The organism is Leucobacter sp. NPDC015123 (genome assembly GCF_043080205.1).
GTDB lineage: Bacteria > Actinomycetota > Actinomycetes > Actinomycetales > Microbacteriaceae > Leucobacter > Leucobacter aridicollis_A.
Genome location: NZ_JBIBVH010000006.1, coordinates 32,593 through 56,797, shown reverse-complemented (window position 1 = coordinate 56,797; position 24,205 = coordinate 32,593). Strand labels below are relative to the sequence as shown.

General features: G+C 64.6%; 20 protein-coding genes. 9 read left to right on the top strand and 11 right to left on the bottom strand.

Going from position 1 to position 24,205, the window contains the following annotated elements; all coding sequences use genetic code 11:
- Positions 1 to 103: 103 nt before the first annotated feature.
- On the bottom strand, positions 104 to 2,878 hold the full coding sequence (locus ACF07D_RS12220) for an AAA family ATPase (RefSeq protein WP_391505086.1): 2,775 nt from the start codon (positions 2,876 to 2,878) through the stop codon (positions 104 to 106).
- 375 nt (positions 2,879 to 3,253) lie between these two features.
- On the opposite strand from ACF07D_RS12220, the gene ACF07D_RS12215 reads away from it, so the two are divergent.
- The 5 genes from ACF07D_RS12215 to ACF07D_RS12195 all read left to right on the top strand — a co-directional run bounded on the left by ACF07D_RS12215 (position 3,254) and on the right by ACF07D_RS12195 (position 11,770).
- Positions 3,254 to 6,715 carry a hypothetical protein gene (locus ACF07D_RS12215; protein WP_391505085.1) on the top strand — a complete coding sequence of 1,154 codons (3,462 nt, stop codon included), beginning with the start codon at positions 3,254 to 3,256 and terminating at the stop codon, positions 6,713 to 6,715.
- Positions 6,716 to 6,816: 101 nt separating this feature from the next.
- Positions 6,817 to 8,340, top strand: a complete 1,524-nt coding sequence (locus ACF07D_RS12210; RefSeq protein ID WP_391505084.1) for a SpaH/EbpB family LPXTG-anchored major pilin — start codon at positions 6,817 to 6,819, stop codon at positions 8,338 to 8,340.
- 51 nt (positions 8,341 to 8,391) lie between these two features.
- Positions 8,392 to 9,339: a class C sortase gene (locus ACF07D_RS12205; RefSeq protein ID WP_391505083.1), complete on the top strand. Its 948-nt coding sequence runs from the start codon at positions 8,392 to 8,394 to the stop codon at positions 9,337 to 9,339.
- Entirely contained in the window at positions 9,336 to 10,805 is a 1,470-nt protein-coding gene (locus ACF07D_RS12200) for a SpaH/EbpB family LPXTG-anchored major pilin (RefSeq protein WP_391505082.1), read from the top strand. Before ACF07D_RS12205 ends, ACF07D_RS12200 begins: the two co-directional genes overlap by 4 nt.
- A gap of 2 nt (positions 10,806 to 10,807) precedes the next feature.
- Positions 10,808 to 11,770 (top strand): class C sortase, encoded by a 963-nt coding sequence (locus ACF07D_RS12195; protein ID WP_391505081.1) that lies wholly within the window; start codon positions 10,808 to 10,810, stop codon positions 11,768 to 11,770.
- 63 nt (positions 11,771 to 11,833) lie between these two features.
- On the opposite strand, the gene ACF07D_RS12190 is transcribed toward ACF07D_RS12195, so the two are convergent.
- The gene (locus ACF07D_RS12190; protein WP_391505080.1) at positions 11,834 to 12,154 is read right to left on the bottom strand and encodes a hypothetical protein; all 321 of its coding nucleotides are present in this window, start codon (positions 12,152 to 12,154) and stop codon (positions 11,834 to 11,836) included.
- 12 nt (positions 12,155 to 12,166) lie between these two features.
- Positions 12,167 to 13,363 carry an N-acetylglucosamine-6-phosphate deacetylase gene (locus ACF07D_RS12185; RefSeq protein WP_391505079.1) on the bottom strand — a complete coding sequence of 399 codons (1,197 nt, stop codon included), beginning with the start codon at positions 13,361 to 13,363 and terminating at the stop codon, positions 12,167 to 12,169.
- Between the two features lie 115 nt (positions 13,364 to 13,478).
- Between ACF07D_RS12185 and ACF07D_RS12180 the strand changes: the two genes are divergently transcribed.
- The 4 genes from ACF07D_RS12180 (at position 13,479) to ccsB (ending at position 16,746) form a co-directional block, all read left to right on the top strand.
- Positions 13,479 to 14,198, top strand: coding sequence for a VTT domain-containing protein (locus ACF07D_RS12180; RefSeq protein ID WP_255808876.1), 720 nt, complete (start codon positions 13,479 to 13,481; stop codon positions 14,196 to 14,198).
- A gap of 76 nt (positions 14,199 to 14,274) precedes the next feature.
- Positions 14,275 to 14,637, top strand: a complete 363-nt coding sequence (locus tag ACF07D_RS12175) for a helix-turn-helix transcriptional regulator (RefSeq protein WP_119281678.1) — start codon at positions 14,275 to 14,277, stop codon at positions 14,635 to 14,637.
- A gap of 13 nt (positions 14,638 to 14,650) precedes the next feature.
- Positions 14,651 to 15,643: an SRPBCC domain-containing protein gene (locus tag ACF07D_RS12170; protein ID WP_391505078.1), complete on the top strand. Its 993-nt coding sequence runs from the start codon at positions 14,651 to 14,653 to the stop codon at positions 15,641 to 15,643.
- Between the two features lie 134 nt (positions 15,644 to 15,777).
- A complete protein-coding gene (gene ccsB, locus ACF07D_RS12165) occupies positions 15,778 to 16,746 on the top strand; it encodes a c-type cytochrome biogenesis protein CcsB (protein WP_391505160.1) in 969 nt (322 codons plus the stop codon).
- 479 nt (positions 16,747 to 17,225) lie between these two features.
- Here the strand turns inward: ccsB and ppk2 are convergent, their stop codons facing one another.
- Genes ppk2 through ACF07D_RS12125 form a run of 8 tightly spaced genes read right to left on the bottom strand, consistent with a single transcriptional unit; the run spans position 17,226 to position 24,188 of the window.
- Positions 17,226 to 18,179 carry a polyphosphate kinase 2 gene (gene ppk2, locus ACF07D_RS12160; protein WP_391505077.1) on the bottom strand — a complete coding sequence of 318 codons (954 nt, stop codon included), beginning with the start codon at positions 18,177 to 18,179 and terminating at the stop codon, positions 17,226 to 17,228.
- A gap of 34 nt (positions 18,180 to 18,213) precedes the next feature.
- Positions 18,214 to 18,528: a metal-sensitive transcriptional regulator gene (locus tag ACF07D_RS12155; RefSeq protein ID WP_119281675.1), complete on the bottom strand. Its 315-nt coding sequence runs from the start codon at positions 18,526 to 18,528 to the stop codon at positions 18,214 to 18,216.
- Between the two features lie 9 nt (positions 18,529 to 18,537).
- Positions 18,538 to 19,524: an EamA family transporter RarD gene (rarD, locus tag ACF07D_RS12150; RefSeq protein WP_255808877.1), complete on the bottom strand. Its 987-nt coding sequence runs from the start codon at positions 19,522 to 19,524 to the stop codon at positions 18,538 to 18,540.
- On the bottom strand, positions 19,505 to 19,957 hold the full coding sequence (locus ACF07D_RS12145) for a GNAT family N-acetyltransferase (protein WP_119281673.1): 453 nt from the start codon (positions 19,955 to 19,957) through the stop codon (positions 19,505 to 19,507). Before ACF07D_RS12145 ends, rarD begins: the two co-directional genes overlap by 20 nt.
- A 40-nt stretch (positions 19,958 to 19,997) precedes the next feature.
- Positions 19,998 to 20,906 (bottom strand): ROK family protein, encoded by a 909-nt coding sequence (locus ACF07D_RS12140; protein WP_255808878.1) that lies wholly within the window; start codon positions 20,904 to 20,906, stop codon positions 19,998 to 20,000.
- Positions 20,903 to 22,411: a glycoside hydrolase family 3 protein gene (locus ACF07D_RS12135; RefSeq protein ID WP_391505076.1), complete on the bottom strand. Its 1,509-nt coding sequence runs from the start codon at positions 22,409 to 22,411 to the stop codon at positions 20,903 to 20,905. Before ACF07D_RS12135 ends, ACF07D_RS12140 begins: the two co-directional genes overlap by 4 nt.
- Complete coding sequence (locus ACF07D_RS12130) at positions 22,408 to 23,328, bottom strand: carbohydrate ABC transporter permease (protein ID WP_391505075.1); 921 nt, start codon at positions 23,326 to 23,328, stop codon at positions 22,408 to 22,410. Before ACF07D_RS12130 ends, ACF07D_RS12135 begins: the two co-directional genes overlap by 4 nt.
- Positions 23,325 to 24,188 (bottom strand): carbohydrate ABC transporter permease, encoded by an 864-nt coding sequence (locus ACF07D_RS12125; RefSeq protein ID WP_391505159.1) that lies wholly within the window; start codon positions 24,186 to 24,188, stop codon positions 23,325 to 23,327. Before ACF07D_RS12125 ends, ACF07D_RS12130 begins: the two co-directional genes overlap by 4 nt.
- Between the last annotated feature and the right edge of the window lie 17 nt (positions 24,189 to 24,205).

The following is a 24,205-nucleotide window of genomic DNA, read 5'->3' as shown; positions in this document are numbered from 1 at the left end:
TCCGCTGGTCTGCGCGCCCGCCCCCCCCCCCCCCCCCCCCCCCCCGGCGCCGGGGGGGGGGGGGGGGGGCCCCCCCCCCCCCCAACCCCCTCCCGTTTGGCAGTTAAGCGGTTGTTTCTGGCAGCCCGTCGAGCAGGCCCATTCGGCCGGCGCGGAGAATTGCCGCATCGCGATCACGTACGCCGAGTTTCTTGTAGACGGATGCGAGGTGCTTCTTGACAGTTCCCGCTGTAATGAAGAGGCTGGCCGCAGCGTGATTCGCGTTTCGGTGCTCGCTGATCGCGGCCAGGGTGCGAAGCTCCATCTCTGTGAGTTGCTCGTATCTGTACGCACGCGACTTCTCAGGGATGGCGTCGAGCGCATCGACGATGTCGCACGCCCCCGCATCGCGGGCAGCTACGGCAAGCTCGCGAAGTTGCTCGAACGGCACGCTCACGAGCATCGCTGGAAGAAAATACTTGTCAATGAGCGCGGCGGCCGATGCAAGCGAGTTGATCGCCTCCGTGGGACGGCCACAGCCCCACGCAGCAACGGCCGTGATCATTCGCCTGTCGACGCGTTGACGTTTCGTCGTGCCTGGGTCGCCAACGGACTGGGCGATGAGTAGCGCCTCGACGTCGTTGCCCGAGAACAGCGCGAGCCGGGCTCGTTCGAGCCTGAACACTGGTTCCTCGGAGGGAACAGCCGCGAGCAGCGCCTCGGATCTCGCAAGGTTTCCTATCGAGGAGTTCAGCATCGCTTCGAAGTTGATGACGTACTTGCACCACGCCTTCGGGATCGGCGCGCGCCCCTCAGTGTCCTCGAGCCCAGAGGCGAGGTGTGCGAGTGCGAGCTCGGTACCTCGCGAGTCGCGGATCGATGCGGCCTCTGCAATAAGGAGCAGCGGCCACGGCTCAAGCCGGTCGGCTATTGGCGCGAGCCGCTCAACGGCGACCGCGAGTTTTTCCGGGTCGCGGTTCTCCTCAGCGAGGTGGGCTCTCGCGATCTCGATTCCGACCCATGCGATCCCTGGGGCCTGCGCCTTGGTCGAAGCGACGATCTCGTCGTATTCGTGAACGAGCTCGCCTGCTCGGCGAATGTGTCCGTCAATGGTGTCGGTGAAGGCAAGTTCAGAAAGCGCAGCGAGCAACCAGTTGCCGCCGGACTCTGGGTCAGTCACCGTGCGCGTTGATGCGTGAGGGAAGCCGTGCCACGGCGTCGAGAGTTTCCGCTCGGAGCGGCGGCGCAGCCGCTTCAGGTTGCGCCGGGCGCGTCCGAAGTCGCCGACAGACAAGGCTGTCGCTGCTACCTCGCGGTAGAACACCGAAAGCGAGCCGTTGCCCGTCAACACTGCGGGGGACTCGCTGTCGGAGCCGCCCGGAATCGGGAGCGCGGGTACGTGATCGGGTGCGAGTCTTCCCTCGATGTGGTGCATGTAGGCCTCGGCGTCGTCGAGGTTGCCGAGCACACGGTTGAGCACCATCGCCTCGCAGAGGAGCTGCAGATGGATTGGGCCGGGGGGAGTCGATGCGCCCTCGGGGAGGCGGCGCTGCAAGCCAAGCTGCCAGACGCGCAGGAGAAAATTCAGTCGCGACGGGGCGACACCCACACGCGGGTTCTCGAGAAACAAGAGCGCGGCGGTAAGCGTTGGGTGCTCGAGAAGCACCTCCTCAGAGAGCGATCGGAGCGCTCGCATTGCCCCGTCGACCTCGTCAGTGATCGTCGTGAAGTTCTGAGCAAGCGTGATTTCTGCGGCTTCGAACTCCTCTGCCGCACAGAACAATCTGAAGGCGGTGAACGGGGCTGTGCCAGCAATCTCGTGCGCGCGGCTACTGTAGAGACGCTTGCGCTCAGCAACGTCAAGCGCGCTCACTGCGTAGTCAGCGAACGGCGCCCGCACGGATCGGTGGCACCGGTACTCTGGCGCTCCTGTGCTCGTGACTTCCATTAGGAAGCCGTGCTCGGTCAGGTAGTTGAGCGTTTCGCTGACCGTAGGCTCATCGGCGCCAACGATGGAGCGGATCTGGTTGACGCTCAGAAAGTCGATCTGCGCAGCCGCAAGGATGACCCGCCTGGCCTCCTCGCTCATGATCTCGAGCGAGGCCATCGCGAACGCGTTGAGGTTCGCGAGCGGATCGAAGCTGTGGGCCGCGGGCCCGTCCGCCCAGATACGGCCCTCGGCTGTGTCGGAGTAGAGTCCGTCGGCGCCAAGGTTCAGCGCGGCGCGGATTGCGAGCGGCCAGCCTTCTGTCCGTTCAAGCGCGGTCGTGAGGTTGGGGCTCTCCGGAACCCGCAGCGACTGTGTGAGCTCGAGCGCCTCCGCCGACGTGAGGCTCAGGTCATCGACCCCGATCAATCGAACTCGGGTTGTCGCGCTCACGAGGGGGCCGTCGAGGAGTGTCACGCCGCGCCCAATGATGATGAGCGTGAGCAGAGATGACTCTGCCGAGAGCTCAGCGAGGGCCATATCTGTATCTGCCGAGGTTGCGTGGTGGAAATCGTCGATGACGAGCGTGACTGCTGTGTGCAGGCCGCGCGCAAGACGCATCACAGTCGATAGCGGATCGGCGCCCTCGCGCGCGACGTAGTCGGAGCGCGACGCGAGTGCCTCCGCGAGTTCGTTCCAGAGGGCGTGCGGTTCGCGTTTGGAAGAATGCACCCAGAACACGGGAAGTGGCCCGTCGCTGTCGTCACCGAGCCAGTCGGCAATTGTTGCCGTCTTCCCATACCCCGTCGGTGCGTACACGAGCGTCAGCCGCTGCTTCCCCGCGGATCCAGCGGTCTCCTCAACGAGCCGTTCAAGCAGGCGGCACCGGCTCGGCAGGGCAACGCGGCCGCCATCGACGAGCGGGCGTGGCAAATGGGAAGCCGATCCTGAGGCTTCATGTGTGCGCAGCATAGAGCCTTTCTCAGTGGGTTACCGGCCGGGGGTAATGAAGGGGGTAGGTCTCTCAGTAAGGGTGAAGATCAGGGGGAAGGTGCCATCAATGCTAGTGCGCACAGTCCTAGACCACCCTATGCTGAACCTCGGTGCCACGGAACTGTTTTTTTGTACCAAATTTGTTCTGGCTTTGAGCGCCGATATGACGTCGCCGCTGAGGAATGATCCTCGCGGTGACTATCTCTCACCAACGTTGGTCTTGGGGAAGACCACGAGGGTGGCGTCGCACACATGTGCGCGCATAGTAATTGGGGGAACAAAAGGTTGGGGAAGCCTCGCAATAGGGGGATTGCGACGGGCGCGCTCATATTGAGCGCGCTCGTCGGAATCATCATGCCGCTCGCAGACACAGGGATCGCTTCGGCGCAGGCCGTTGAGCGCACCCTGGCGACGCCGGAAACTGACGCTGCACAGCAGCCAGATAACTCTCAGGAGGAGACCTCGGCGGGTGCGCCCGAGGAAACCCCTGCACAGCCCGAGGGCGAGGCAACGACGCCGACGCCCGAAGCAGAAGTGACCGCGCCCAAACCGGAGCAGCCTGCAAAACCCGCGACACCGGCGAAGCCGAAGTCGGCACGAGCGGCTGTCGCTTCGAACGCCCTGAGCTGCGTGCCAGGTGATGTCTACTCGATTTCGAGCGCCGGGCAACTGCAAAAGGTTGCCGTCAACGGCAAGAATGGCGTCGTTGAATCGGTGGGTCAGGCTGCCGGCACAGGGGAGTTCAATGGCCTCGGGATTGGCGATCGCGGTGCAACAGCTTACGCCTACAACCGAACAAACACTGCGGGGTTGTCGCAGGCCAGCAACGCGAATACTGTCTACAAGTTTGATCCAGCCAGTGGACGATGGAGTGCAACGCAGGCCAAGGTATCGTTGTCGTCCTCGGACGTCACAAGTCTGGTTGGTGGTGCAGTTGGGCCCGACGGTTCGTACTGGGTCGGTGGCTTCAACGCTGCTTCAGGATCAATGAGTGCGAACGGCGGGCTGTACTTCCAGCTGTGGAGAATGGCTCCCGGTTCTAATTCAATTGAACCTGTTGGGAAAATCGACCTGAGAAACCTCGTCAGCGGCGAAACTTCGCGTGTCGGCGTGAATGGTGACTTTGCTTTTGACACGGTCGGCAATGTCTATCTTGTGCGCGGTGTTGGAACGCAGTTGCAGGTATTCCGACTTGACAAGGCAAAGCTTGATGCTGGCAGCGGCTACCGAGCTATTGCTGGAGCCGAGCGGGTGGCGAGCGGCACCGCTCCGTTCAGCAATACGAATGGTATTGCCTACGACTCGAGCGGCAGGCTCTTCATCGGAGCAGGCACACAGCTCGGCTACCTGCAGCAAGAAGCCTCAGGCAGTTGGGGATCGCAGAACGTCACGCTGCCGTGGAACTCCGGATTCTCGACAACCGACCTTGCGACATGCAGCTTCCCGCCCACAGTGAAGATCCAGAAGGACCTTCCCGACGGCCGTGCATTCGCGAACGACCAGTTCAAGCTGCAGCTGAAGTCTGGCAACACCGTGCTTGGCGAGGCGACAACAACTGGCAACGACTCGGGCATTCAGGACGAGAAGGTTGGCCCGGTGCCAGTCGCGATCGGGGCGTCGATGTCGTTCACCGAGGTCGCGGGCAACTCGTCCACCGACCTGAAGAACTACGTCACGAGCTGGGAGTGCCTGCTTGATGGCAGGGTGCTCTGGAGCGACAAGAGCCTCGGAACGAGCTTCACAATGCCTGCCGAAGCGGCGGGTAAGGAGATCCTCTGCACGATCAAGAACTCCCTCATGGACGTGTCTAAGACAGCCATCGGGGCGGACGGTAAAGACCTGCCTTCCGGGACACCCGTCGACGAGAACGGCGTTGTCGGATACAAGCTCACTTTTGATAATCGTGCTGGCACGAACCCCGCCGTGGTGAACTACCGCGACTACCTCGCAGACGTGCTTGATGACGCGACGTTCTACAACCCGACGTCTCAGCAGCGTACGACAAGCCCCGTGATCACGCTCAGTGGGACAGGGCTCACGCATGCGTGGTCAGCTGCAGACAAGTGGCTCACAATTGGCGGCACGGTGCCGGCGAAGCAGATGCTCACCCTGACGATGTACGTGAAAGTCAAGGAGAACGCTGACGCGACCGCCGAGCGCCAGGCTGCGACCTCACCGCAAGGATTCTTCCTGCGCAACAAGCTTGCGCGCGGAACTGACCCGAAGCCGCCTACGGACTGCGTGCCTGGCCTGTGCGTCGAGAACCCGATCAATGCGTGGACTGTCACGAAGAGCTCGTTGCCTGCGAGCGGTGCCCGCCTGCACAAGGGCGGCAACGCGCACTACAAGATCACTGCGACGAAGCTCACCGGCACGACGACACTGAATGATCTCGTGCTGACTGACGATGTCACGCACGTGTTCAAGACTGCTGGCTGGGCCCCAGATGCCGCAGTTCCGAGCGGCGCGAAGAAGCACGGCGTCTACCTCTTCAACGCTGACGGCCGCACGATCGGTCTCAACGGTCAGCCAAATACCTCGAGCGCTGATACCTACGCGCCCGTGCAAGATGTTGCCGCCCCCAAGCAGGTCGACGGGCGTTGGATCGTCACCTCTGGCCCCGCCCTGAAGGTGCCGGCTCAGGCAGTGAGCGCCGAGATGTGGTTCGCCGTGCAGGCTGCCGAGAGTCCCGCCGGGATCCCTGACCCCAAAATTTGGCAGGGTGCCGGCAACGCGCCGACGACTGGCTGGACCTTCGTGAACTACGCGACGGGTATTGCGAAGGGTTCGCAGGGCAATGTCTTCGCGCCGAACGCCTGCGTCACCGGCAAGAACGTGCCGAACACCGCACTCGACCCGAAGTCGACGACCCCGGCCGACGCGCAGTTCCCCGCACAGTGCCAGGTGCGGCACGAGCTGAGCCAGAACTACTTCACGATTCGTAAGGACGCGGGCGGCGCCGGACTTGAGCGCTACGCCGACGACGTGATTCCGGGAACCACTGAGAAGTGGGATCCAGACTCGACTGGGCTGTGGAACATGGTTGGCCACAAGTTTGAGGTTCGTAACGACGTCGCCGGGAAGCCAAGTGCGTACCCAGCTGTTGAGCTCTGCCGCACCGACTACGCGGCAGACGGCTGGAACGGCGCGTGGGTGTCGAGCACTCGCGCAGCGGATGCTGGCGCGTGGGACTTCGGGCAGAACTCGAAGACGCTGCAGAAGCTCATCGACTGGAACACGATGAACCCTGACAACCAGAAGCCGTTGTGCGGCACGATCTACCCGATCGCCGACGGAGGTCAGGCTGGTCGCTGGCGCTCGGAGAACCTCTCGGCCGGCAACTTCTGGCTTGTCGAGACGCAGGCACCAAACCAGCAGCGCAGCACCGACGGCAAGCACGTGCGCGACGTCGCTGGCGTGCAGCGGCTCTCCCAGCCGATGCAGTTCACGATCTGGCCCGAGGCAGATGGGCCGGCGAACGGCCAGTCGATGCAGGGCCGCGGGCAGCTCGACGTCTCGAACGGCAAGGGAGGCGTGCTTGACCGGTGTAATCCGGGCGAGACAAACCCGGAGACCGGCGAGATCACGAAGGGTGGCACGGTCGCGGAGCGGCCCACCGCGTGTGTGAACCCCACCGGGTATCTCATGCTCGTGAAGGATCCGGCCCCGGTCCCGCTCCCGATGACAGGCGGCCAGTGGCTTCCGATCGTCCTCGGCGGTGGCGTCGCGGTGCTCATCGCGGCACTGGCTGGAACGGTGTGGTGGCGCAGACGTGCCGACCGTGAACCAGCGCGGGCCGGTCGCCACGCGGCATGAGCCAGGCCGAGCGAGACGCTCACTCTAGACACTCCGAACTCGGGGGCGGAGTAATCACCCCCAAGACCAACACACACCATCGTTTTCAAGAAGGGGAAACAATGTTGCATTCAAGAAAGCGCGGCTTTCTCGCGAGCGCAGGTGCGCTCGCGACCGCCGTGGCACTCGCATTCGGCGGTGCCACAGCTGCTCAGGCGGCACCGGTAGACACGATGCCCGACTCGTCCGGTCTCGTCATCACCAAGCTCGAGCAGCCCGCCGAGAATGGCGCTGCAGCAACTGGCCTCGAGCAGACCGGCCTGACTGCTCAGGCAATCCAGGGAGTCACGTTCGAGGCCTACAAGGTTCCGCTGGCGAAGAACCCGATGACGAACGAGGGCCAGCAGGAGATCGCTGACACGACCCTCACCGCTGCGAAGGCTGCAGTTGCATCGAAGGCAGCAGACCGCACCGGCGTCACCGACGCAGCCGGCGTTGTCCGCTGGGAGGGTGCGCAGGCGCTCGAAGCTGGTCTCTGGCTCGTCCGTGAGACCAACACGCCGGCTGGCGTCGTCGCAGCGGGTGACTTCCTCGTCGCCGCACCGCTCACCCACCCGACCGACCTCAACAAGTGGCTCGACACGATCTACGTGTACCCGAAGAACCACACTGTGCTCGGCCAGAAGACGGTCGAGAATGCCGCTGACCTGAAGGTCGGCGACACCGTCACCTGGACGATCACCGTCGACAACCCGAGCCCGCGCGACAACTCGACCGGCAACTACATTGCGACTGACAAGCTGCAGATTGTCGACGTGCTCGACGACGCGTTCCTGAAGACCGCCGCTGACGGTTCGGGTGTCAAGGTCACCGCGCCTGCGGGTCTCGTGTTCGGCGAGGACTACACCGTAAAGGTTGCAGCCGCAGGCGGCAAGAGCACCGTCACAATCGATTTCACCGCCAAGGGCCTCGACAAGGTCGCTGCGACGAAGACCGCAGACGTCGTGCTCACGCTCGACACCGTCGTCACGCAGCCTGGCGAGATCGAGAACGTCGCGCACTTCTACTCGTCGAAGTCGCAGACCGAGCCGAAGGAAATCCCCGGCACCGAGGTCAAGTACGGCAACTACGCGCTCATCAAGAAGAGCGAGGGCGCCCCTGAGGGCAAGACCGCGAACCTTGCTGGCGCTGAGTTCATGGTGTTCGCATCTGCGAAGGACGCACGCGCTGCAGTGAACGGTGACGCAGACGCGCTCGCGAAGGCGCTCAAGCCTGCTGCAGGCTCGCACAAGGACGGCGTGTGGACGACAGACGCTGAGGGTCGCGTCGACATCACCGGTCTCCGCTACAGCAACTTCGCTGACGGCAAGGAGATCGCGAAGGGCCAGCCCGGTTACCAGTCGTACTGGCTCGTTGAGACCAAGGCACTGAAGGATCACCAGCTGCTTGCCGAGCCCATCGAGTTCACTGTCACGAAGGAGTCTGCAACTCAGACGACTCAGACGATTGTGAACCAGTACGACCGCGGTGGCTTCGTGCTTCCCCTCACCGGTGGCACCGGCACGATCATGCTCACTGTTGCAGGCATCGCGCTGCTCGCCGTTGTGCTCATCGTCGCACGCCGTCGTCAGAACGCCGCGGAGTAACCCCTTCCCTCCGACAGGAAGACGATAGGTAGATGGGAAAGGAGGTGCCCGATGGCTCACGCGCTCATGCTTGATACACCGGGCACCTCCCGACCCGCCAAGCGGCGAAAGCTTGGTGTGCCTGTCGTACTACAGGTCGTCGCGATGATCGGGATTGGCGCGCTTGTGTATCCGGCCGCTGCCGACTGGTTCGCGACGCTCTCGCACAACTCTGAACGATCAGGCTACGTTCGCACTGTCGAGGGATTGAGCGAGGCGCAGCTTGCCGAGGGGCTCAGCGCGGCTCGCAATTACAACGCGAACCTGCCCGCAGGGGCACTCATCGATCCTTACTCGGCTACGGGGGACCCCGTGGCCGCAGCCGCCGACCAGGCCTCCTACAGCGCGTACGAGGATGTGCTTCGGGCGAGCGACAACGGTGTGATCGGCGAGGTCGTGTACCCGCGCCTCGGCATTGGCCTACCGTTGTTCCACGGCACTGGCGATGACGCGATTTCACGCGGGGTTGGGCACCTGTACGGCTCCTCGCTGCCTGTTGGCGGCGAGTCGACGCACTCAGTGCTCACCTCGCACTCTGGGCTCGTGCACGCCTCGCTGTTTACGAAGTTGCCGCAGGCGAAAGTCGGCGACGTCTTCGAGGTGCGCGTGCTTGGCGAAACCCGGTACTACGAGGTCGACGGGCTTGAAACTGTCGAACCTTTTGTCACTGACTCACTCAACGTCGTCGACGGCGAGGATCGGGTCACACTCTTTACTTGCACTCCAATCGGAGTGAACAGTCACCGCTTCTTGGTGCACGGAGTCCGCGTCCCAGCGCCACCAGGCGCGGGGGACACCGACCTTGCGGGTGATGGGCTCGGCGCAGGCTTCCCCTGGTGGGCTGCCGCGTTTGTTGGCGGGTCGGGCGTCGTCGCCTACCTGCTGTTCGCCCCCCGCCGAACCAAGAAGCGTGCGGGCGCTACGATCAACATCGATACTGACGAGAAGAGGAAGTCATGACGGAAGCGCTCACGAACGGCGCATTTCGCGGATCGCGGGGCGGCACTGTTGCAACCCTGCTCGCGGTCCTTTCTCTCGTTTTGGGGATCGGGATCGCCTCACCGGCGAATGCAGCCGACCTCGTACTGCCCGACGGGCCTAAGACGCTTGTGATTCACCCTGGTGTCGAGCCGGATCCGGCTGGCAAGCCAGGCTCTGGGTTGCCGCCAGGCGCTGATGCGCCCACGGGAGTCGCCGGGCACACGTTTGAGATCAAGCGCGTTCCTGGGCTGAAGCTTGAAAAAACAGTCGACTGGAATCGCGCGGTCGACATGAAGCCTGCCACCGCCGCTCGCCTTGTCGCGGGTGAGCCAGTGGCAGGAACCGGGGTGACTGCCGCTGACAACAGCGTTGTGTTCAGCGACCTGCAGACAGGGCTGTACCTCGTCACCGAGACATCCGCGCCGGCCGGGGCGATCCGCGCTGTCCCGTTCCTCGTGATGCTCCCCCTTCCGAACCCGACGAGTGCAGGCGACTGGCTTACGACAGTGCACGTCTACCCCAAGACTGCGTCTGTAGAGACAAAGCTCGGCGTGCGCGACGCCGACGCGGTGACTTGTGGAGATCCAGTCATCTGGTCGGCGCTGAACGTCATCCCTGACGTGCGCGAGCTCTCAAGCTACAGGGTGCAGCACGTGCTCGCGCAGGGCGTCGAGCTCCGCGGTACGGCTGCAGACACGACAGTGGAGATCACGGGTCAGCCCGCGCTCACTGCCGGTGTCGACTACGCCGTGACAGAAACTGAGATCGATGGCCGAGTCGCGCTCGAGACAGTCTTCACTGAGACGGGTATCGCGAAGCTGCTCGTCGACACTTCGGCCGAGGTGCGGATCTCGTTTGCGAGCGCTGTGAACGCGCCGGGCGAGTACACGAACGAGGTGCGGCTCTTCGCGGGCGACGCTGGTGTCGTCACTGACACGGCGACGACGAAGTTCGGCCCGCTTCGCATTCTCGTGCACGAAAAGGGCCATCCGAACAATCTCATCCAGGGCGCAGATTTCAGGCTGTACACGAGCGAGGCTGACGCTCGCGCGTCGAAGCGCCCGGTGACGTTCTCGGACGGCGCCGAACTGCGCACCTCTGCAGACGGCCTCATCACCGTGCCGTGCCTGCGTTACTCGAACTTCGCTGACGGCCTCGACCGCGAGCCCGGAAGCAAGTTGTACCGCGACTACTTCGCGAAGCCCGTGTCCTACCCTGCGGGCTGGACGGGAGAGGACGTGATCCTGCGAGGGAGCGTCATGTCGGCGACTGACCCCGAGACGCTGCGTGCCGTCGTCTGGAAGGCGACCGCGGTCATTCCCCCAGTCCCGGGTCTCTCGGAAACTGGCGGCAAGATCGCGGCCGCCGCGCTGCTCGGCGGCGTCCTCGTCGCAGTCGGTGCCGTCGTCGTAATGCGGCGTCGGCGCGAGCCACAGGGAAGCTGACGATGGCCGAGGCCAGTCAGACTGAGTTCCCCCCTGCGCCCGCAGCGGAGGCAGCAGCGGCTCCCGCACGGGGGCGTGCGCGGCAGCCGAAGCGGCGCACGAAGGGCCAGCTCGCGCTCAACATTGTGTTGCAGGTCGTCGCCATGGTCGCAATCGGTATGCTCGTCTACCCAGACGCGGCCTCGTGGGTTGCGCGAATCGGGCACAACGCCGAAATCTCGGGGTACGTCAAACAGGTGGAGGGCACCGACCCTGCCGAGCGCCAGCGTATTCTCGATGCCGCATACGCCTATAACGACAAGCTCGAGCCCGGGCCACTGACCGACCCGTACATCTCGGTGAATGAGGATGAGGCGAAGCGCAGCGACCTGTACCTCGCTTACGAGGAGATGCTGCGGGTGAGCGGCACCGACGCGATCGGTACCATCAACTACCCACGCCTCGACATCTCGCTCCCCGCCTACCACGGGACTTCGGATCAGGTGATCTCGAAGGGGGCCGGGCACATGTACGGTACTTCGCTGCCGATCGGTGGCCCGTCGACGCGTTCGGTGCTGACTGCCCACTCGGGGTTGCTGCACTCGAAGCTGTTCACGAAGCTCCCGAAGGCACAGGTGGGCGACACGTTCTGGATCAGCGTGCTCGGCGAGGATCACCACTACCGCGTGGAGAGCGTCGAAACCGTGTTGCCGAACGAAACAGACTCACTTGAGATCCGCGAGGGCGAGGACTGGGTCACGCTGTTCACATGCACCCCTATCGGCGTGAACAGTCACAGGTTTATGGTGCATGCAGTCAGGTTGCCCGACTCTGAGGCGCCGCAGAACGAGACCCTCACTGGTGACGGTGTCAGCCTGGGGTTCCCGTGGTGGGCAGTGTGGTTTGTCGGCGGCTCGGGCGCTGTTGCGTGGCTCCTGTTCGCGCCCCCGCGCAAGCGAACGGCGAAGTCACACGCCACCCGGTAGCTGGTCGCGGGCGTCGCCGCTGCGTGGCGAGGGCTCGGTGAGGCCGGGCCTTCCGGGTTGCGGCTAGGAGTCGCTGGCGGCGATTGCCTCGATCAGCTCCGCAGTGAACCTCGAGATGGCCTCGGTGTCGTCCGCGCCGTGGGTCAAGGTGAGGTACGTGTTTGGCTCCCAGCTGGCAACCTCCACGTACTCGGGCACCTCGAGCCGGGCGAGCAACTCGGCCGGGTCCGTGGTCGATGCATAGCTCAGATTGATCGCGGAGTAGGTGACCTGGATCCACCCGTCTGGAGGGAACGTGCCCTCTGCGAAGTAGTCCCGATCTCCGTTGTCGATGGCGTGGTGCAGCACCTCGGTCAGCAGGGCGTGAATCTCTGTGGCGTTCATGCCGAGAGATTATCAGTGCGCCTGGTGAGCCTCGGCAGCTGAACCAACAGTCTGGGCGCTGGCGCCCTCGAGCCACACCCGTTTCACGTGCAACGTGTCGTCGAGCAGCACGGCGTCAGCGCGGTAGCCGGGGCGCAGCGAGCCGAGGTCGTGTGCGCGGTCGACTGCGGCTGCCGGCGTCGCGGTGAGCGCGAGGATCGCCTCCGCGAGCGGGACGCCGCACTCGGCCACGGTGTGGCGGAGGGCGGCGTCGAGTGTGAGGGTGGAACCGGCGATAGCGCCGTCGGCGACAAGACGTGCGACGCCCGCCTCGACACGCACAGGGAGCGAGCCGAGCATGTAGTCACCGTCGTGCGCGCACGCTGCGACCATCGCATCGGTGATGAGGGCGACCCTGCCGGGGGCCTCGTTGAACACGAGTCCCACGAGCGCAGGGTGCACGTGCACGCCATCGTTGATGACCTCGAGTGTGACGTGCTGCGCCTCGAATGCCGCGGCGATCGGGCCCGGGGCCCGGTGGTGCAGACCCGGCATCGCATTAAACGTGTGCGTGAGTATGCTCGCCCCCGCATCGAACGCAGCGCGGGCTTGTTCATACGTCGCGCTCGTATGCCCGACGGCGACCGCGACGCCCGCGTCGACGAAACTCGCGATCGCCGCGGAGGCGCCGGGCAGTTCTGGAGCGAGGGTGATCTGGCGAAGGGTGCCGCGCGCGGCGGCAAGCATCGCCGTAGTCTCGTCGGGCAGTGGCGACCGGAGCATCTCGGGGTCGTGCGCGCCACGGAAGCTGTCGGCGAGGAAGGGCCCCTCAAGGTGACTGCCGAGCACCCCGGGCGTGGTCTCCGTGAGGTCTGCGATCGTGGCGAGGTGCGCCAAGAGGTCGGCGGGGCGGCCAGTCACGAGTGAAAGCACGGCGCGGGTCGTGCCGTGCTCGCGGTGGGTAGCGAGCACGTTCCGGATCGCGTCGGCACCCTCCTCGTTTGCGCTGCCACCTCCGCCGTGCATGTGGATGTCGATAAACCCGGGGGAGAGGGTCGACCCACTGCCGTCGACGAGGTCGCAATCGGGGCCGGCCTCGGCCGCTGCGCGTCGCCAGGAGTCTCCCGCACCGATCTCGCGCACGGTCCCTGCCTCAAACCACACCCAGGCGTTCGCGGTCTCGGCTCCGTCGCTGACGAGCGTGACACTGTGAATGATGGTGGCTTGCATCTTGCCTCACTTCGAACGGACTGCCCAGGTCGCGAGGGCGGCGCGCAGCGGGCAGCATGCCCACAATCCATGTGATTCCGAGTTTACGGCAGGCTGCGGCTGGTAGTTTAAAGGCGTGAATTCGCTCCTCGCTCTGGCCGATCCGCTCACGCTTACCTCGACCCCGGCGCTGTTCGGCATCGACTGGCTCGACCCCGAAACCTTGCTTTCGGCGGGCGGCTGGATCGCGCTGGTGCTTGCCTGCGCATTCGTGTTTCTCGAGACCGGCGTGCTCGTGCTCGCGTTCCTCCCTGGCGACTCGCTGCTATTCACGGTCGGCCTCTTCAGTGCGACAGGCATCATCGACGTGCCGATCTGGATCACGTGCGTGCTGCTCTTCATCTTTGCGTTTGCCGGCGACCAGCTCGGGTTCACGCTCGGGCGCAAGCTCGGCCCAGCGATCTTCAACAGGCCAAAGAGCCGGTTCTTCAACCCTGAGAACGTTGAGCGCACACACGCGTTCTTTGAGAAGCACGGTCCGAAGGCGATCGTCATCGCCCGCTTCCTCCCAATCATTCGCGGATTCGTGCCCGCCGCTGCCGGCGTCGGAAACATGACGCGCAAGCACTTCATGGTCTACAACGCGATCGGCGCGCTGCTCTGGGCGGTGGGAGTGACGCTTCTCGGCTACTTCCTCGGCCAGATCCCGTTCGTGCGCGAGTACAGCGAAGTGTTCATTATCGTGCTCGTGCTGATCCCTGGTATCCCGATCCTGATCGAGATCTGGCGCGCGTTCGCGAGCTGGCGTCGCAAGCGCAGGGGCGCGGCCTCCGATGAGGCGACCGACGCCGCATAGCTAGTCCGCAGCGGTTCGCTGGGTTTTCTGGGCACACCCCTTGCGCTCATCGAGAATCGGCGTAACATACAACCAAATGGTTGTAGTAGCAGAGTATTCAGACGAAGCGGTGGACAGGCTCTTCCGGGCCCTTGCTGACGCCACGCGACGCGACATCGTGCGCAGAACGCTAGCAAGTGAGCTCTCGGTGTCAGACCTCGCGGGCGACTACGAGATGTCATTCGCGGCGGTGCAGAAGCACGTCGCGGTGCTCGAAGCCGCCGACCTCGTCGCGAAGATTCCGCGCGGGAGGGAGCGCATCGTGAGGGCGAAACCCGAGACCATTCGCCGAGCCAGAGAGCTGCTCGGGCACTTCGAACAGCTCTGGCGCGGCCGCATCGACAGGCTCGATGCGCTACTCGCCGAAGATGGCGAACAGTCGCCTTCCGACCCCTCTTGAGAGGAACACCGAAATGCCAATCACCGCAGTTACACAGGACGCCGAAGCGCTCACGCTGACAGTTGTCGCTGACTTCACTGTGCCTGTCCGCAGGCTCTGGGATGCGTACCTCGACCCCCGTCAGATCGAACGCTTCTGGGGGCCGCCAACATACCCGGCAACCTTCACACGCCACGACGGCTACCCGGGCGGCGTCAGCAACTACCGAATGACGGGGCCCGAGGGCGAGATCAGCGCGGGGTACTGGAAGTGGGTGGCAGTGAACGAAGGCACCTCGTTTGAGGTGCGCGACGGCTTCGCGAGCGAGGACGGCGAGCCAAACACCGCGATGCCAGATATGCGAATGGTGTTCGAGTTTGCAGAGACCGCCCTCGGGTCTCGGCTCACGACCACCACGTTCTTTAACACCATCGAGGAGCTCGAACAGCTCCGCGCGATGGGCATGGAAGAGGGGATGCGCCAGGCGATGGCGCAGATCGACGCTGTCGTCGAAGACCTCACCGCATTCGCCGTCGGGTCGGGTACCGAGCTGCAGCTCATCGGCGACACCCAAGCCCGGACGAGCAGAATCGTTCGCGGCACAGTCGAGCAGGTCTGGCGAGCTCATCACGATGCAGACATGCTGCGCCGGTGGCAGCTCGGCCCCGACGGCTGGTCGATGCCAGTGTGCGAGGTCGCCACGGCCGTCGGTGAGCGGCACCGCACCGAGTGGGTGTCAGACAACGGTGAGCAGCGCTTCGGGTTCACAGGAACCGTGCTCGAGATCGAACCACCGCGTCGCTCGGTGACGACCGAGGCGATGTTCACCCCCGAAGATCCCGACGCGGCGCAGAGCCCGGTGACGAGGAACGAGCTCACGCTCATCCCTGTAGCTGGCGGGACTCTCGTGTCGCTGCTCATCACCTACCCAGACACGGCGACCCGCGAGATGATTCTCTCGACAGGCATGGCTGACGGGATGGAGACGAGCTACGCGCGGCTCGACGACGAGCTAGCGGGGCACTAACAACAGCGTGAAGACTCGGGCGGCCTGCTGCAGCGCATCGCGGGCCGCCCGCGCTCCCGTGGCTTCGCGCCCTCGCGGAACCAGCCATACTCTCAGCGAGGAATCCGCTACACGGAGTATCCTGAGGAATTGTGCTGACCGAGCTTGAAACTTACTCAACGATCGCGCTGTATTCAGGCATGATCGTGTACGCGATCGCGTTTGTCTTCTACGTGGTTGACCTCGCGAACCGAAGCGGCGATGCAGAGCTCGCAGCGGCCTCCCCTGCGGCGGGCGTGAAGGCCGCCGCAGGCGGCACCACAACACTCACGAAGCCCCGCCAGAAGGCACCGGCCGCAGCACCCCGGTCGCGCTGGCTGCGCGCGGGCTTTGCACTCACCGTGCTCGGCTTTGCGCTGCACCTCGTCGCGACAGTGCTGCGCGGCATCGCTGCTGACCGGGTCCCGTGGGCGAACATGTATGAGTTCGCGCTCACTGCGACGGTTGCGGTCGTCGGCATCTTTCTGATCGTCCAGTTCTTCGTTGACCTGCGATTCCTCGGCACCCTCGTGACCGGGCTCACGCTCGTGTTCCTCGGTGTAGCGAAGGTCAACTACTACGTCGAGATCGTGCCGCTCGTGCCGGCGCTTGACTCGTACTGGCTTGTCATCCACATCATCGTCGCTGTGCTCGCGGTCGGGTTCTTCACGCTCTCGTTCGGTCTCTCGATTCTGCAACTCCTGCAGGCGCGCCGTGCGAGCTACCTCAAGGCAGGGCAGACGAACTCGCTCGCGTTCATGGGCGGGTTCCCGAACCAGGTTCGCCTCGAGGATCTCGCCTACCGTCTCGCGATCATCGGCTTCGCGTTCTGGACATTCACGCTTATCGCCGGTTCGATCTGGGCCGAGGCGGCTTGGAGCCGCTACTGGGGCTGGGACGTGAAGGAAGTCTGGACCTTCATCATCTGGGTCCTCTACGCGGGCTTCATTCACGCCCGTGCGACGCGCGGCTGGCGCGGCACGCGCTCGGCGTGGCTGAACATCGTCTCCTACGCCGCCGTGATCTTCAACTTCTCGGTCGTGAACGTGTTCTTCAAGGGCCTGCACGCCTACTCGGGTCTGTAAAGATCACGGGGGTCTGGCGGCTAGCCTTCTCGTGGCTTGCGGCCTGCCTGCTCCTCGCCTGCGGCCTGCGGGCTCCTAACTTGCGGCGTGCCGGCTCCTGAATTGTCGCCTGCCGGCTCCTAGCCTGCGGCCTACCGGTCTGCCCGCTCCTAGCTTGCGACTAGCCTCCTCCAAGCACGCGCTTAGACTTCGGCCACAATTGGCTCCGAGGCACGAGCCTGTCAGCAGTAAGCCATGAGATCTGCAGTAGCAATCCCTGCTCCTGCGCAGGAGGGCATGTCTTCTGCAGATCTCATGGCTTGCGGCTGAAGGGTGGCCGCGGAGCCCCGGCGGGCAGGGCTGGATACCCGACGGGCAGGGCTGGATACCCGACGGGCAGGGATGGAGCCCCGGCGGGCAGGGATGGAGACCCGAAAGGCAGCCGTGGAGCCCCGACGGGCGGGCGCGGAACCCGAACGAGCCAGCTCGCCCCGCCGCCCCTACTTGCCGTTCACGACGGGGAACGTGCCAGTCGGCGTCTCGCCGTCATCGTAAACATCGTTGGGTGAGCCGATGATCTTCGAATCTGGCGTGCCGACGACGTCGAGATCCTTGCCCGGGTAATCGAACTTCGCGAGCACCCAACGCATCGCCTCGAGGCGGGCGCGCTTCTTGTCGTTTGACTTCACAACGGTCCACGGAGCGTGAGGCGTGTCTGTGTAGAAGAACATTGCCTCCTTCGCGCGTGTGTAGTCGTCCCACTTGTCGAGGCTCGCGAGGTCGGTGGGCGACAGCTTCCACTGCTTCACCTTGTCTTGTGAACGTGACGTGAAGCGTGCGCGCTGCTCGGCCTTGCCGACTGAGAACCAGAACTTGACGAGGTGGATGCCCGAGTTCACGAGCAGCTCCTCAAAGTCAGGCGCTGACCGAGTGAACTCGAGGTACTGCTGCGGAGTGCAGTAGCCCATGACGCGCTCGACGCCCGCACGGTTGTACCAGGAGCGGTCAAACATCACGATCTCACCCGCGGCTGGGAGGTGCGCGACGTAGCGCTGGAAGTACCACTGGGTCTGCTCGCGGTCAGTGGGGATCTCGAGCGCGACCACGCGCGCGCCGCGCGGGTTCATGTGCTCGGTGAACCGCTTGATCGCCCCGCCCTTGCCTGCGGCGTCGCGGCCCTCGAACACGATGACGATCTTCTCGCCGGACTCCTTGACCCACGCCTGCAGCTTGAGCAGCTCGATCTGCAGCTTGCGCTTGGTCTTTTCGTATTCTTTGCGGCCGAGCTTCTCGTCGTACGGATAGCCGTGACGCCATGGCGCATTAGCCGAGTCGTCGTCAGCCTCGTCAGATCCGAGGAGCTCCTCAAGCTCGTCAATCTCGGGGGTGATATCGACCTGGCCGGCATCTGCCATGTCGAACTCGGGTGTCGGATTGTTGGGCTGATCGCTCATCGCGCTCCTTGTCTGTAGAGACCTGGCGCTTAAATCATCCCACGAAGCGCGATATGGCCTGGGTTGCCTCGCGAAGTTTCTCTTGCGCGACTTCGCCGCCCTCTTCGGCGGCCGAGGCGACGCAGTGACGGAGGTGGTCGTCGAGTAGCGACAGGGCTACGCGCTCGAGCGCCTTTGTTGCGGCTGAGACCTGGGTGAGGATGTCGATGCAGTACTTGTCTTCTTCGACCATGCGGTGAACTCCGCGCACCTGGCCCTCGGCGCGACGCAGTCGCTTGAGCAGGTCTTCTTTGTGCCCAATGTAGCCGTGCTCGTGCCCGTCGGGGACGTGTTCCTGCTGCTCACCCATACGAGCACTTTACCCTGCTGGCGGGGTGGGTGGCTGCGCGGTGGAGCCGCCAGTCCCCTTGCCGCGTGAGCTGCGCACGAGCTGCACAGCGCCGCCGATGACGAGGATCGCGACGGCGCCCCACACTGCCATGTACATTGGCCATTCTCCGCTCGCGATGCGCTCGCCGATAAGCAGCGATGCGACGACGAGCAGAGCGGGCTCGAGGTAGCTCATGAGACCGAAAATGCTGATACTCAAGAAGCGGGAAGCGAGGAGATAGCAGATGAGCGCGAAGCCGCTCCAGAGCGCGAAGACAGGGCCGAGCCACAGCAGGGCGGGGTTCTCGTCGAGGGTGCGCCCGTTTGTGACTTCCGCAACAACGAGCCAGACGGCCACGGGGGCGAGCACGAGAAACTCCCAGAACATGCCGCCAAGGTGGTTGATGTTCAGTGCACGGCGCAGCACGAAGTAGACGGGGTAGCCGAGCGCGACGAGCAGCGTCTCCCACGACACCGAACCGACGCGAACGATCTCCCACGCGACGCCAACTGCTGCGACGCCTGCTGCGAGCCAGTGCCACCAGAGGAGCGTGTCGCGGTACAGGAAGCGGCCCACAATCACGAGGATGAGCGGCAGCAGGAAGTACCCAAGCGCGACGTGGAGGCCGCGGCCGTGCAGGGGAGCCCAGCTGAACACCCACAGCTGCGCTGCGACGAGCAGACCGCAGATCAGGATTGGCACGATGAGGAGCGGCTTTCGCCGCAGTCGTGCCCAAATGTCGGCGATGAGCTGCTGCTGGCGGAATGCCGCAAGCGTCAGCAGAATCAGCGGCAGCGTGAAGAGGTTTCTGATACCCCACAGGGACTCGGCCGATGCGGGCGCGAGTTTTGGCGTAATGAAATAGATTCCGGCAAAGCACAGCGACGAGATGACCGAGACAATGAGCCCACGCTCGGTTGCTGAACGACCCGGGGATGCCCCGCCAGAAAACGACTTAGAGGTCGATCGCCCCAATGACTTCTCCGTAAGGGGTTTCGCCTACGGGTGTGAAGCCGATGTGCAGGAAGAATTCTTCGGGGCCCTCGGCGCCGCGTTCCCAGAGCACGGTGAGGCGGCCGACCTCGCGACGCCTCGCCTCTTCGATGAGCGCGTTGACCGCGAAGGTACCAACGCCCTGGCCCTGAACGTCAGCTTCGACGTTGATGCGCCACAGCGCCGCGCGGAACTCCTCCTGCGGCGCGTCTGGGTCGAAATTGCCGTGGATGAACCCGACGACCTTGTCGTCGAGCAGTACGACTCGCTGCCACGCGCTGTCCTGCGGGGTGACCGCGGCGGCCGCAGCGTAGGAGACGGGCGTGATGAACTGTTCCTGGCCGGGCTTCAGGCCAAGGGTGTTCACCGCAACGATTGTCGCTGCAGAGAGTTCTTCTAGTCGCAGTTCACTCATACCAACAGGCTACCCTGCGAACCCGTCTGCGCAACTGTGACTAATCATTTACTGCAATTGCTGCGCCGATTGCCGCCGCTGGGGAATCCTCGGGGAGTACCTGCAGGCGCTCTGGGAACCGCAGCGCCGCAATAAATTCGGAGGCCGCGGCCCACTCGCTCAGCTGTGCGCGAATCCCATCGAACAACGGCGCGCCAAGGAGGCGGAGGCCGCCGCCGACGACGAACGCGCCTGGGTTGACTGTCAGCCCGAGCACGCGGATCGTCTGCGCTGCGCCCTCAATGAGGTAGGCAAGGGCTTGCTGTGCGTCAGCGTCACCCGCAGCGACGGCTGCGTTGAGCGTGCGGCCGGGGTGCTCGCCTCCCGCAGGCCAGTACGCCTTTAACGCCGAACCACTTGCGACGGTCTCCAGGCATCCGAGCTGCCCGCAGGGGCACGCGCGCATGCGCGGGTCGACGGCGAGGTGACCGATCTCGCCGGCGTAGCCGTCCGCGCCGCGAACCGGCACGCCATCGACTGTGACGCCGGCCGCAAGCCCGGTTCCCAGGTTCAGATAGGCGACGGTGCCGTCGAGCCGCATGATTGCTGCAGCGCCGATCGCGGCGGCTGTCACATCGTTGTCGACCGATACTGGCATGTTGACGATGCGCGAGAGTTCGGGGCCCAGCGCGAGCGACGAGAGGCCCATGTTGTACGCGTTGCGCACAGTTCCAGTGGCGCGATCGACCTGGCCGGGGATCCCGATCCCGACACCGGCGAACTCTGTTCGCGAGATCCCAGAATCGCCGACGAGGCTGGCGACGATGTCACCACTCGCCTGGAGCACGCCTAAGGGCCCGGGGACCGTGGGAACGAGGGCGCGGGCGACGATCTCGCCAGCAGGATCGAGCGCGATGCCCTCGATCTTCGTGCCGCCGATGTCGAGGCCGATGCGCGGAGCGGGTGTCATGAGGGGGTGCTTTCGAGAAGATCAATCAGCGCCGCGCCGACAAGTGCGGAGGAGCCATACGTTGCAAGTTCAGCGTAGTGCGTCGAGTCCTCACTGGGCGCGGGGGCCGCTGGCCAGCCCATTTCCACGACGAGCACCGGGGTACCGACTGCACGAAGCGCCTCAATCCGCGCAAGCACTTCGGCCGCACGATGCAGCTCGCGGCCGATGACGATCACGCCATCGCTTGGGTACGCCTCGCTCGGGTCGAACTGCGCGCGCGCACCGAACGCCGCCGCTGCGGCTGCCTGGCCGGGAAATGGCGTCTCCGCGGCCGCGAAAGGCCCCCACGGCGCGAAGCCGACAGCCATGTTCGCTTCGGAATTAACGCGCAGCACGGCTGCACTCGGGTGCTCGCGCGCCCAGCGCCCAGCTGCCTCAGCGCCGTCGAAGGACGCGGCGACGCGTTTTAGTTCGGCTTCGGTGATTGCCTCGCGTGGTTCGCCGCCGTCGGGTGAGCCCGCGGTAGCGCTCGCTAGCGGTCCCGCCGTCGCACCGAGCGTGCGCACGCGGTGCGCGGCGTCGGCGATCCTGTCGGCACCGAGCCTGCCTTCCGCGACCGCCGCTGCGACGTGCGTCACGATCTCGGTCAGCTGCTCGTGAGTCGTATCGACACCGACGCAGAGCAGGTCGCAGCCGGCGGTGAGCGCGCGCACGGCTGCCTCGGGGATGCCGATCTCGCCGCTTGCTCCCTGCATGTCGAGCGCGTCAGAGACGATGACGCCCGTAAAGCCGAGCTCGCCGCGGAGCAGATCCTGCAGGATCAGCGAGCTGAACGTCGCGGGCACGGCGCTGTCGAGCGCAGTGAGCACAATGTGTGACGTCATCACGCTGCGGGCGCCGGCGGCGAACGCGGCGCCGAACGGCGGCAGATCACGCTCGGCGAGGAGCTCACGCGATGCGGTGACAGTCGGAAGCTCGTGGTGTGAGTCCTGCCCCGTGTCGCCGTGGCCAGGGAAGTGTTTCGGGCAGGCGACCGCGCCCTCACCCTCGAGACCGCGCACCCATGCCGCCACGTGGCGGGAGGCGAGTTCGGGCGTCGGACCGAAGCTTCGTGTCCCGATCACTGGGTTCAACGGGTTGCTGTTCACGTCGGCGACAGGCCCGAGCGCCAGATTGAAACCCGCGCTCAAGATCTCGCGGGCGACACGTCGGCCGATCTCCTCTGAATACGCCTCGTCGTTGACGCGGCCGAGCACGGCCGCACCTGGGTACGGCGATCCTTCGAGGTAGCTCAGCCGGGTCACCTCGCCGCCCTCTTCGTCGATCGCGAGGAGGGCGTGTGGCGCGAGCTCGCGAAGCGCGAGTCCGAGCGAGCGCAGCTGCTCGCGGTCGCGCACGTTGTTGCCGTAGACGCACGCCGACGCAAGGCCCGCGTCGAATGCCTCCGAGAGCCAGGCGGGCGGCTCGAAGCCGACAAAGCCGGGCATAAGCGTCGCGAGGATGTCGCGTTCGAGCTCGCTCATCCCTTCACCGCCCCGCTCACGAGACCGCTCGTCATGCGGCCCTGCACAAACATGAAGAAGATGATGACTGGCACGGCGACGAGCGTCGACGCGGCCATGACCTGGCCCCAATCGATCGCTGTGCTCGCCGACTGCTGGATGAAGCCGCGCAGCCAGAGTGGCAGCGTCTTGTTGTCTGCGTCGAGCAGCACGAGGGCGACAGTGAACTCGTTCCAGGCCTGCAAGAAGGCGTAGATGCCGCTCGCGACGAGGCCAGGCGCGAGCAGCGGGAACGTGATGCGCAGGAACGCCTGGGTGCGGCTCAGGCCATCGACCATCGCCGCCTCCTCGAGGTCCGCTGGGATGCCAGCGACGAAGCCGCGGAGCATCCAGATCGTGAAGGGCACGACGGCCGCGATATAGATGATGCTCACGCCGATGATCGAGTTGAGCAGCCCGAGGCCAGCCATGAGCTTGTACTGGGCGATGAACATGCCCTCTGCTGGCAGCATCTGGATGAACAGCACGGCGAGCACAAAACTGCGGCGGCCCTTGAACCTGAAGCGGCTGATCGCGAGCGCGGCGAGGAACGCGAAGATGAGGCACACGACGACAACGATCGCCGCGATCGACACGCTGATGCCGAGCGCCTTGAAGAATGAGCCGTCAGCGATGACTGCCTGGAAGTTCTTGAGGGAGCCGCCGAACGGGAGGAGCGTCGGCGTCGTCTTCTCGAGGACGACATTCGGCAGCAATGCCGAGTTCACCATCCAGTAGACGGGGAACGCCCAGACAACGGCGAGCAGGACGCCGACGACGTTGAGCACGATTCGCCACGGTTTGCCTGTGCGAAGGCGGCCGCGCGCGGAGACGATCTCGACGGGGGCCGTCATCGTGGTGGTTCGGGGTGCGGAACCCGCGAGTGAGGCCTGGCTCATGACTCGTCGTCCTCCTTGATGAGATTGCGGACGTACGCCCAGCTCAGCACGATTGTGAGCAGCAGCACGAAGATTGACATGGCGCTAGCCATTGCGAAGTCTGAGGAGCCAACGCCGAGCTGGTAGATGTAGGTGCCGAGCACGTCGGTCTTTGACGCGATCGAGCCGCGGTCCTGCAGCAGCTTGATCTGCGTGAAGACGCGAAGGTCCCAGATGATCTGCAGCAGCATGACGATGCCGAGGATCGGCTTGATGATCGGCACGATGATGAGGCGGAGGCGCTGCCATGGGCTCGCGCCGTCCATCTGCGCGGCCTCGAGCACCTCACCCGGAACCTGGGTGAGCCCAGCGTAGACCGAGAACGCGACGAATGGCACGCTCATCCAGACGACGATGATGAGGGCGACAGCGAAGAAGCTGAGGGGCTCCTGCAGCCAGTTGTGGCCGTTGAAGGGGAGCCCGAGGTTTGTGAGCAGCCAGTTGACGAGGCCGCGGCGCCAGTCAAAGATCCAGTTCCAGATTGTCATTGCTGCGACCACTGGCGTTGCCCAGGCGAGCAACAGAGCAATCTGCAACGTGAGGCGAACGCTCTTGGAGGTCGCCTGCATGAGCAGCGCGAGGCCGATGCCGACGACCATCGTCACCGTGGCAGCGGCGAGGCAGAACAGCACGGAGCGCAGCACCACGAACCACGTTGTCGGGTTGCTGAAGAGCGTTGCGTAGTTCTCGAACCAGACCCACTCGGGCGGTGCACCGAACTGCTGGGCGAGCCCGAACTGCTGCATCGAGGTGATGAGCTGCCAGATCACGGGGTACGCCATCGCGAGGAGCACGATGATGCTTGCTGGCAGCAGCAGCATGTAGGGGGCGAGGCGCC

Bases quoted from the DNA above. Each gene is read 5' to 3' on its own strand.
- ACF07D_RS12220 (WP_391505086.1), bottom strand. From the start codon at position 2,878: ATGCTGCGCACACATGAAGCCTCAGGATCGGCTTCCCATTTGCCACGC.
- ACF07D_RS12215 (WP_391505085.1), top strand. From the start codon at position 3,254: ATGCCGCTCGCAGACACAGGGATCGCTTCGGCGCAGGCCGTTGAGCGC.
- ACF07D_RS12210 (WP_391505084.1), top strand. From the start codon at position 6,817: ATGTTGCATTCAAGAAAGCGCGGCTTTCTCGCGAGCGCAGGTGCGCTC.
- ACF07D_RS12205 (WP_391505083.1), top strand. From the start codon at position 8,392: ATGGCTCACGCGCTCATGCTTGATACACCGGGCACCTCCCGACCCGCC.
- ACF07D_RS12200 (WP_391505082.1), top strand. From the start codon at position 9,336: ATGACGGAAGCGCTCACGAACGGCGCATTTCGCGGATCGCGGGGCGGC.
- ACF07D_RS12195 (WP_391505081.1), top strand. From the start codon at position 10,808: ATGGCCGAGGCCAGTCAGACTGAGTTCCCCCCTGCGCCCGCAGCGGAG.
- ACF07D_RS12190 (WP_391505080.1), bottom strand. From the start codon at position 12,154: ATGAACGCCACAGAGATTCACGCCCTGCTGACCGAGGTGCTGCACCAC.
- ACF07D_RS12185 (WP_391505079.1), bottom strand. From the start codon at position 13,363: ATGCAAGCCACCATCATTCACAGTGTCACGCTCGTCAGCGACGGAGCC.
- ACF07D_RS12175 (WP_119281678.1), top strand. From the start codon at position 14,275: ATGGTTGTAGTAGCAGAGTATTCAGACGAAGCGGTGGACAGGCTCTTC.
- ACF07D_RS12170 (WP_391505078.1), top strand. From the start codon at position 14,651: ATGCCAATCACCGCAGTTACACAGGACGCCGAAGCGCTCACGCTGACA.
- ppk2 (WP_391505077.1), bottom strand. From the start codon at position 18,179: ATGAGCGATCAGCCCAACAATCCGACACCCGAGTTCGACATGGCAGAT.
- ACF07D_RS12155 (WP_119281675.1), bottom strand. From the start codon at position 18,528: ATGGGTGAGCAGCAGGAACACGTCCCCGACGGGCACGAGCACGGCTAC.
- ACF07D_RS12145 (WP_119281673.1), bottom strand. From the start codon at position 19,957: ATGAGTGAACTGCGACTAGAAGAACTCTCTGCAGCGACAATCGTTGCG.
- ACF07D_RS12140 (WP_255808878.1), bottom strand. From the start codon at position 20,906: ATGACACCCGCTCCGCGCATCGGCCTCGACATCGGCGGCACGAAGATC.
- ACF07D_RS12135 (WP_391505076.1), bottom strand. From the start codon at position 22,411: ATGAGCGAGCTCGAACGCGACATCCTCGCGACGCTTATGCCCGGCTTT.
- ACF07D_RS12130 (WP_391505075.1), bottom strand. From the start codon at position 23,328: ATGAGCCAGGCCTCACTCGCGGGTTCCGCACCCCGAACCACCACGATG.
- ACF07D_RS12125 (WP_391505159.1), bottom strand. From the start codon at position 24,188: ATGCTGCTGCTGCCAGCAAGCATCATCGTGCTCCTCGCGATGGCGTAC.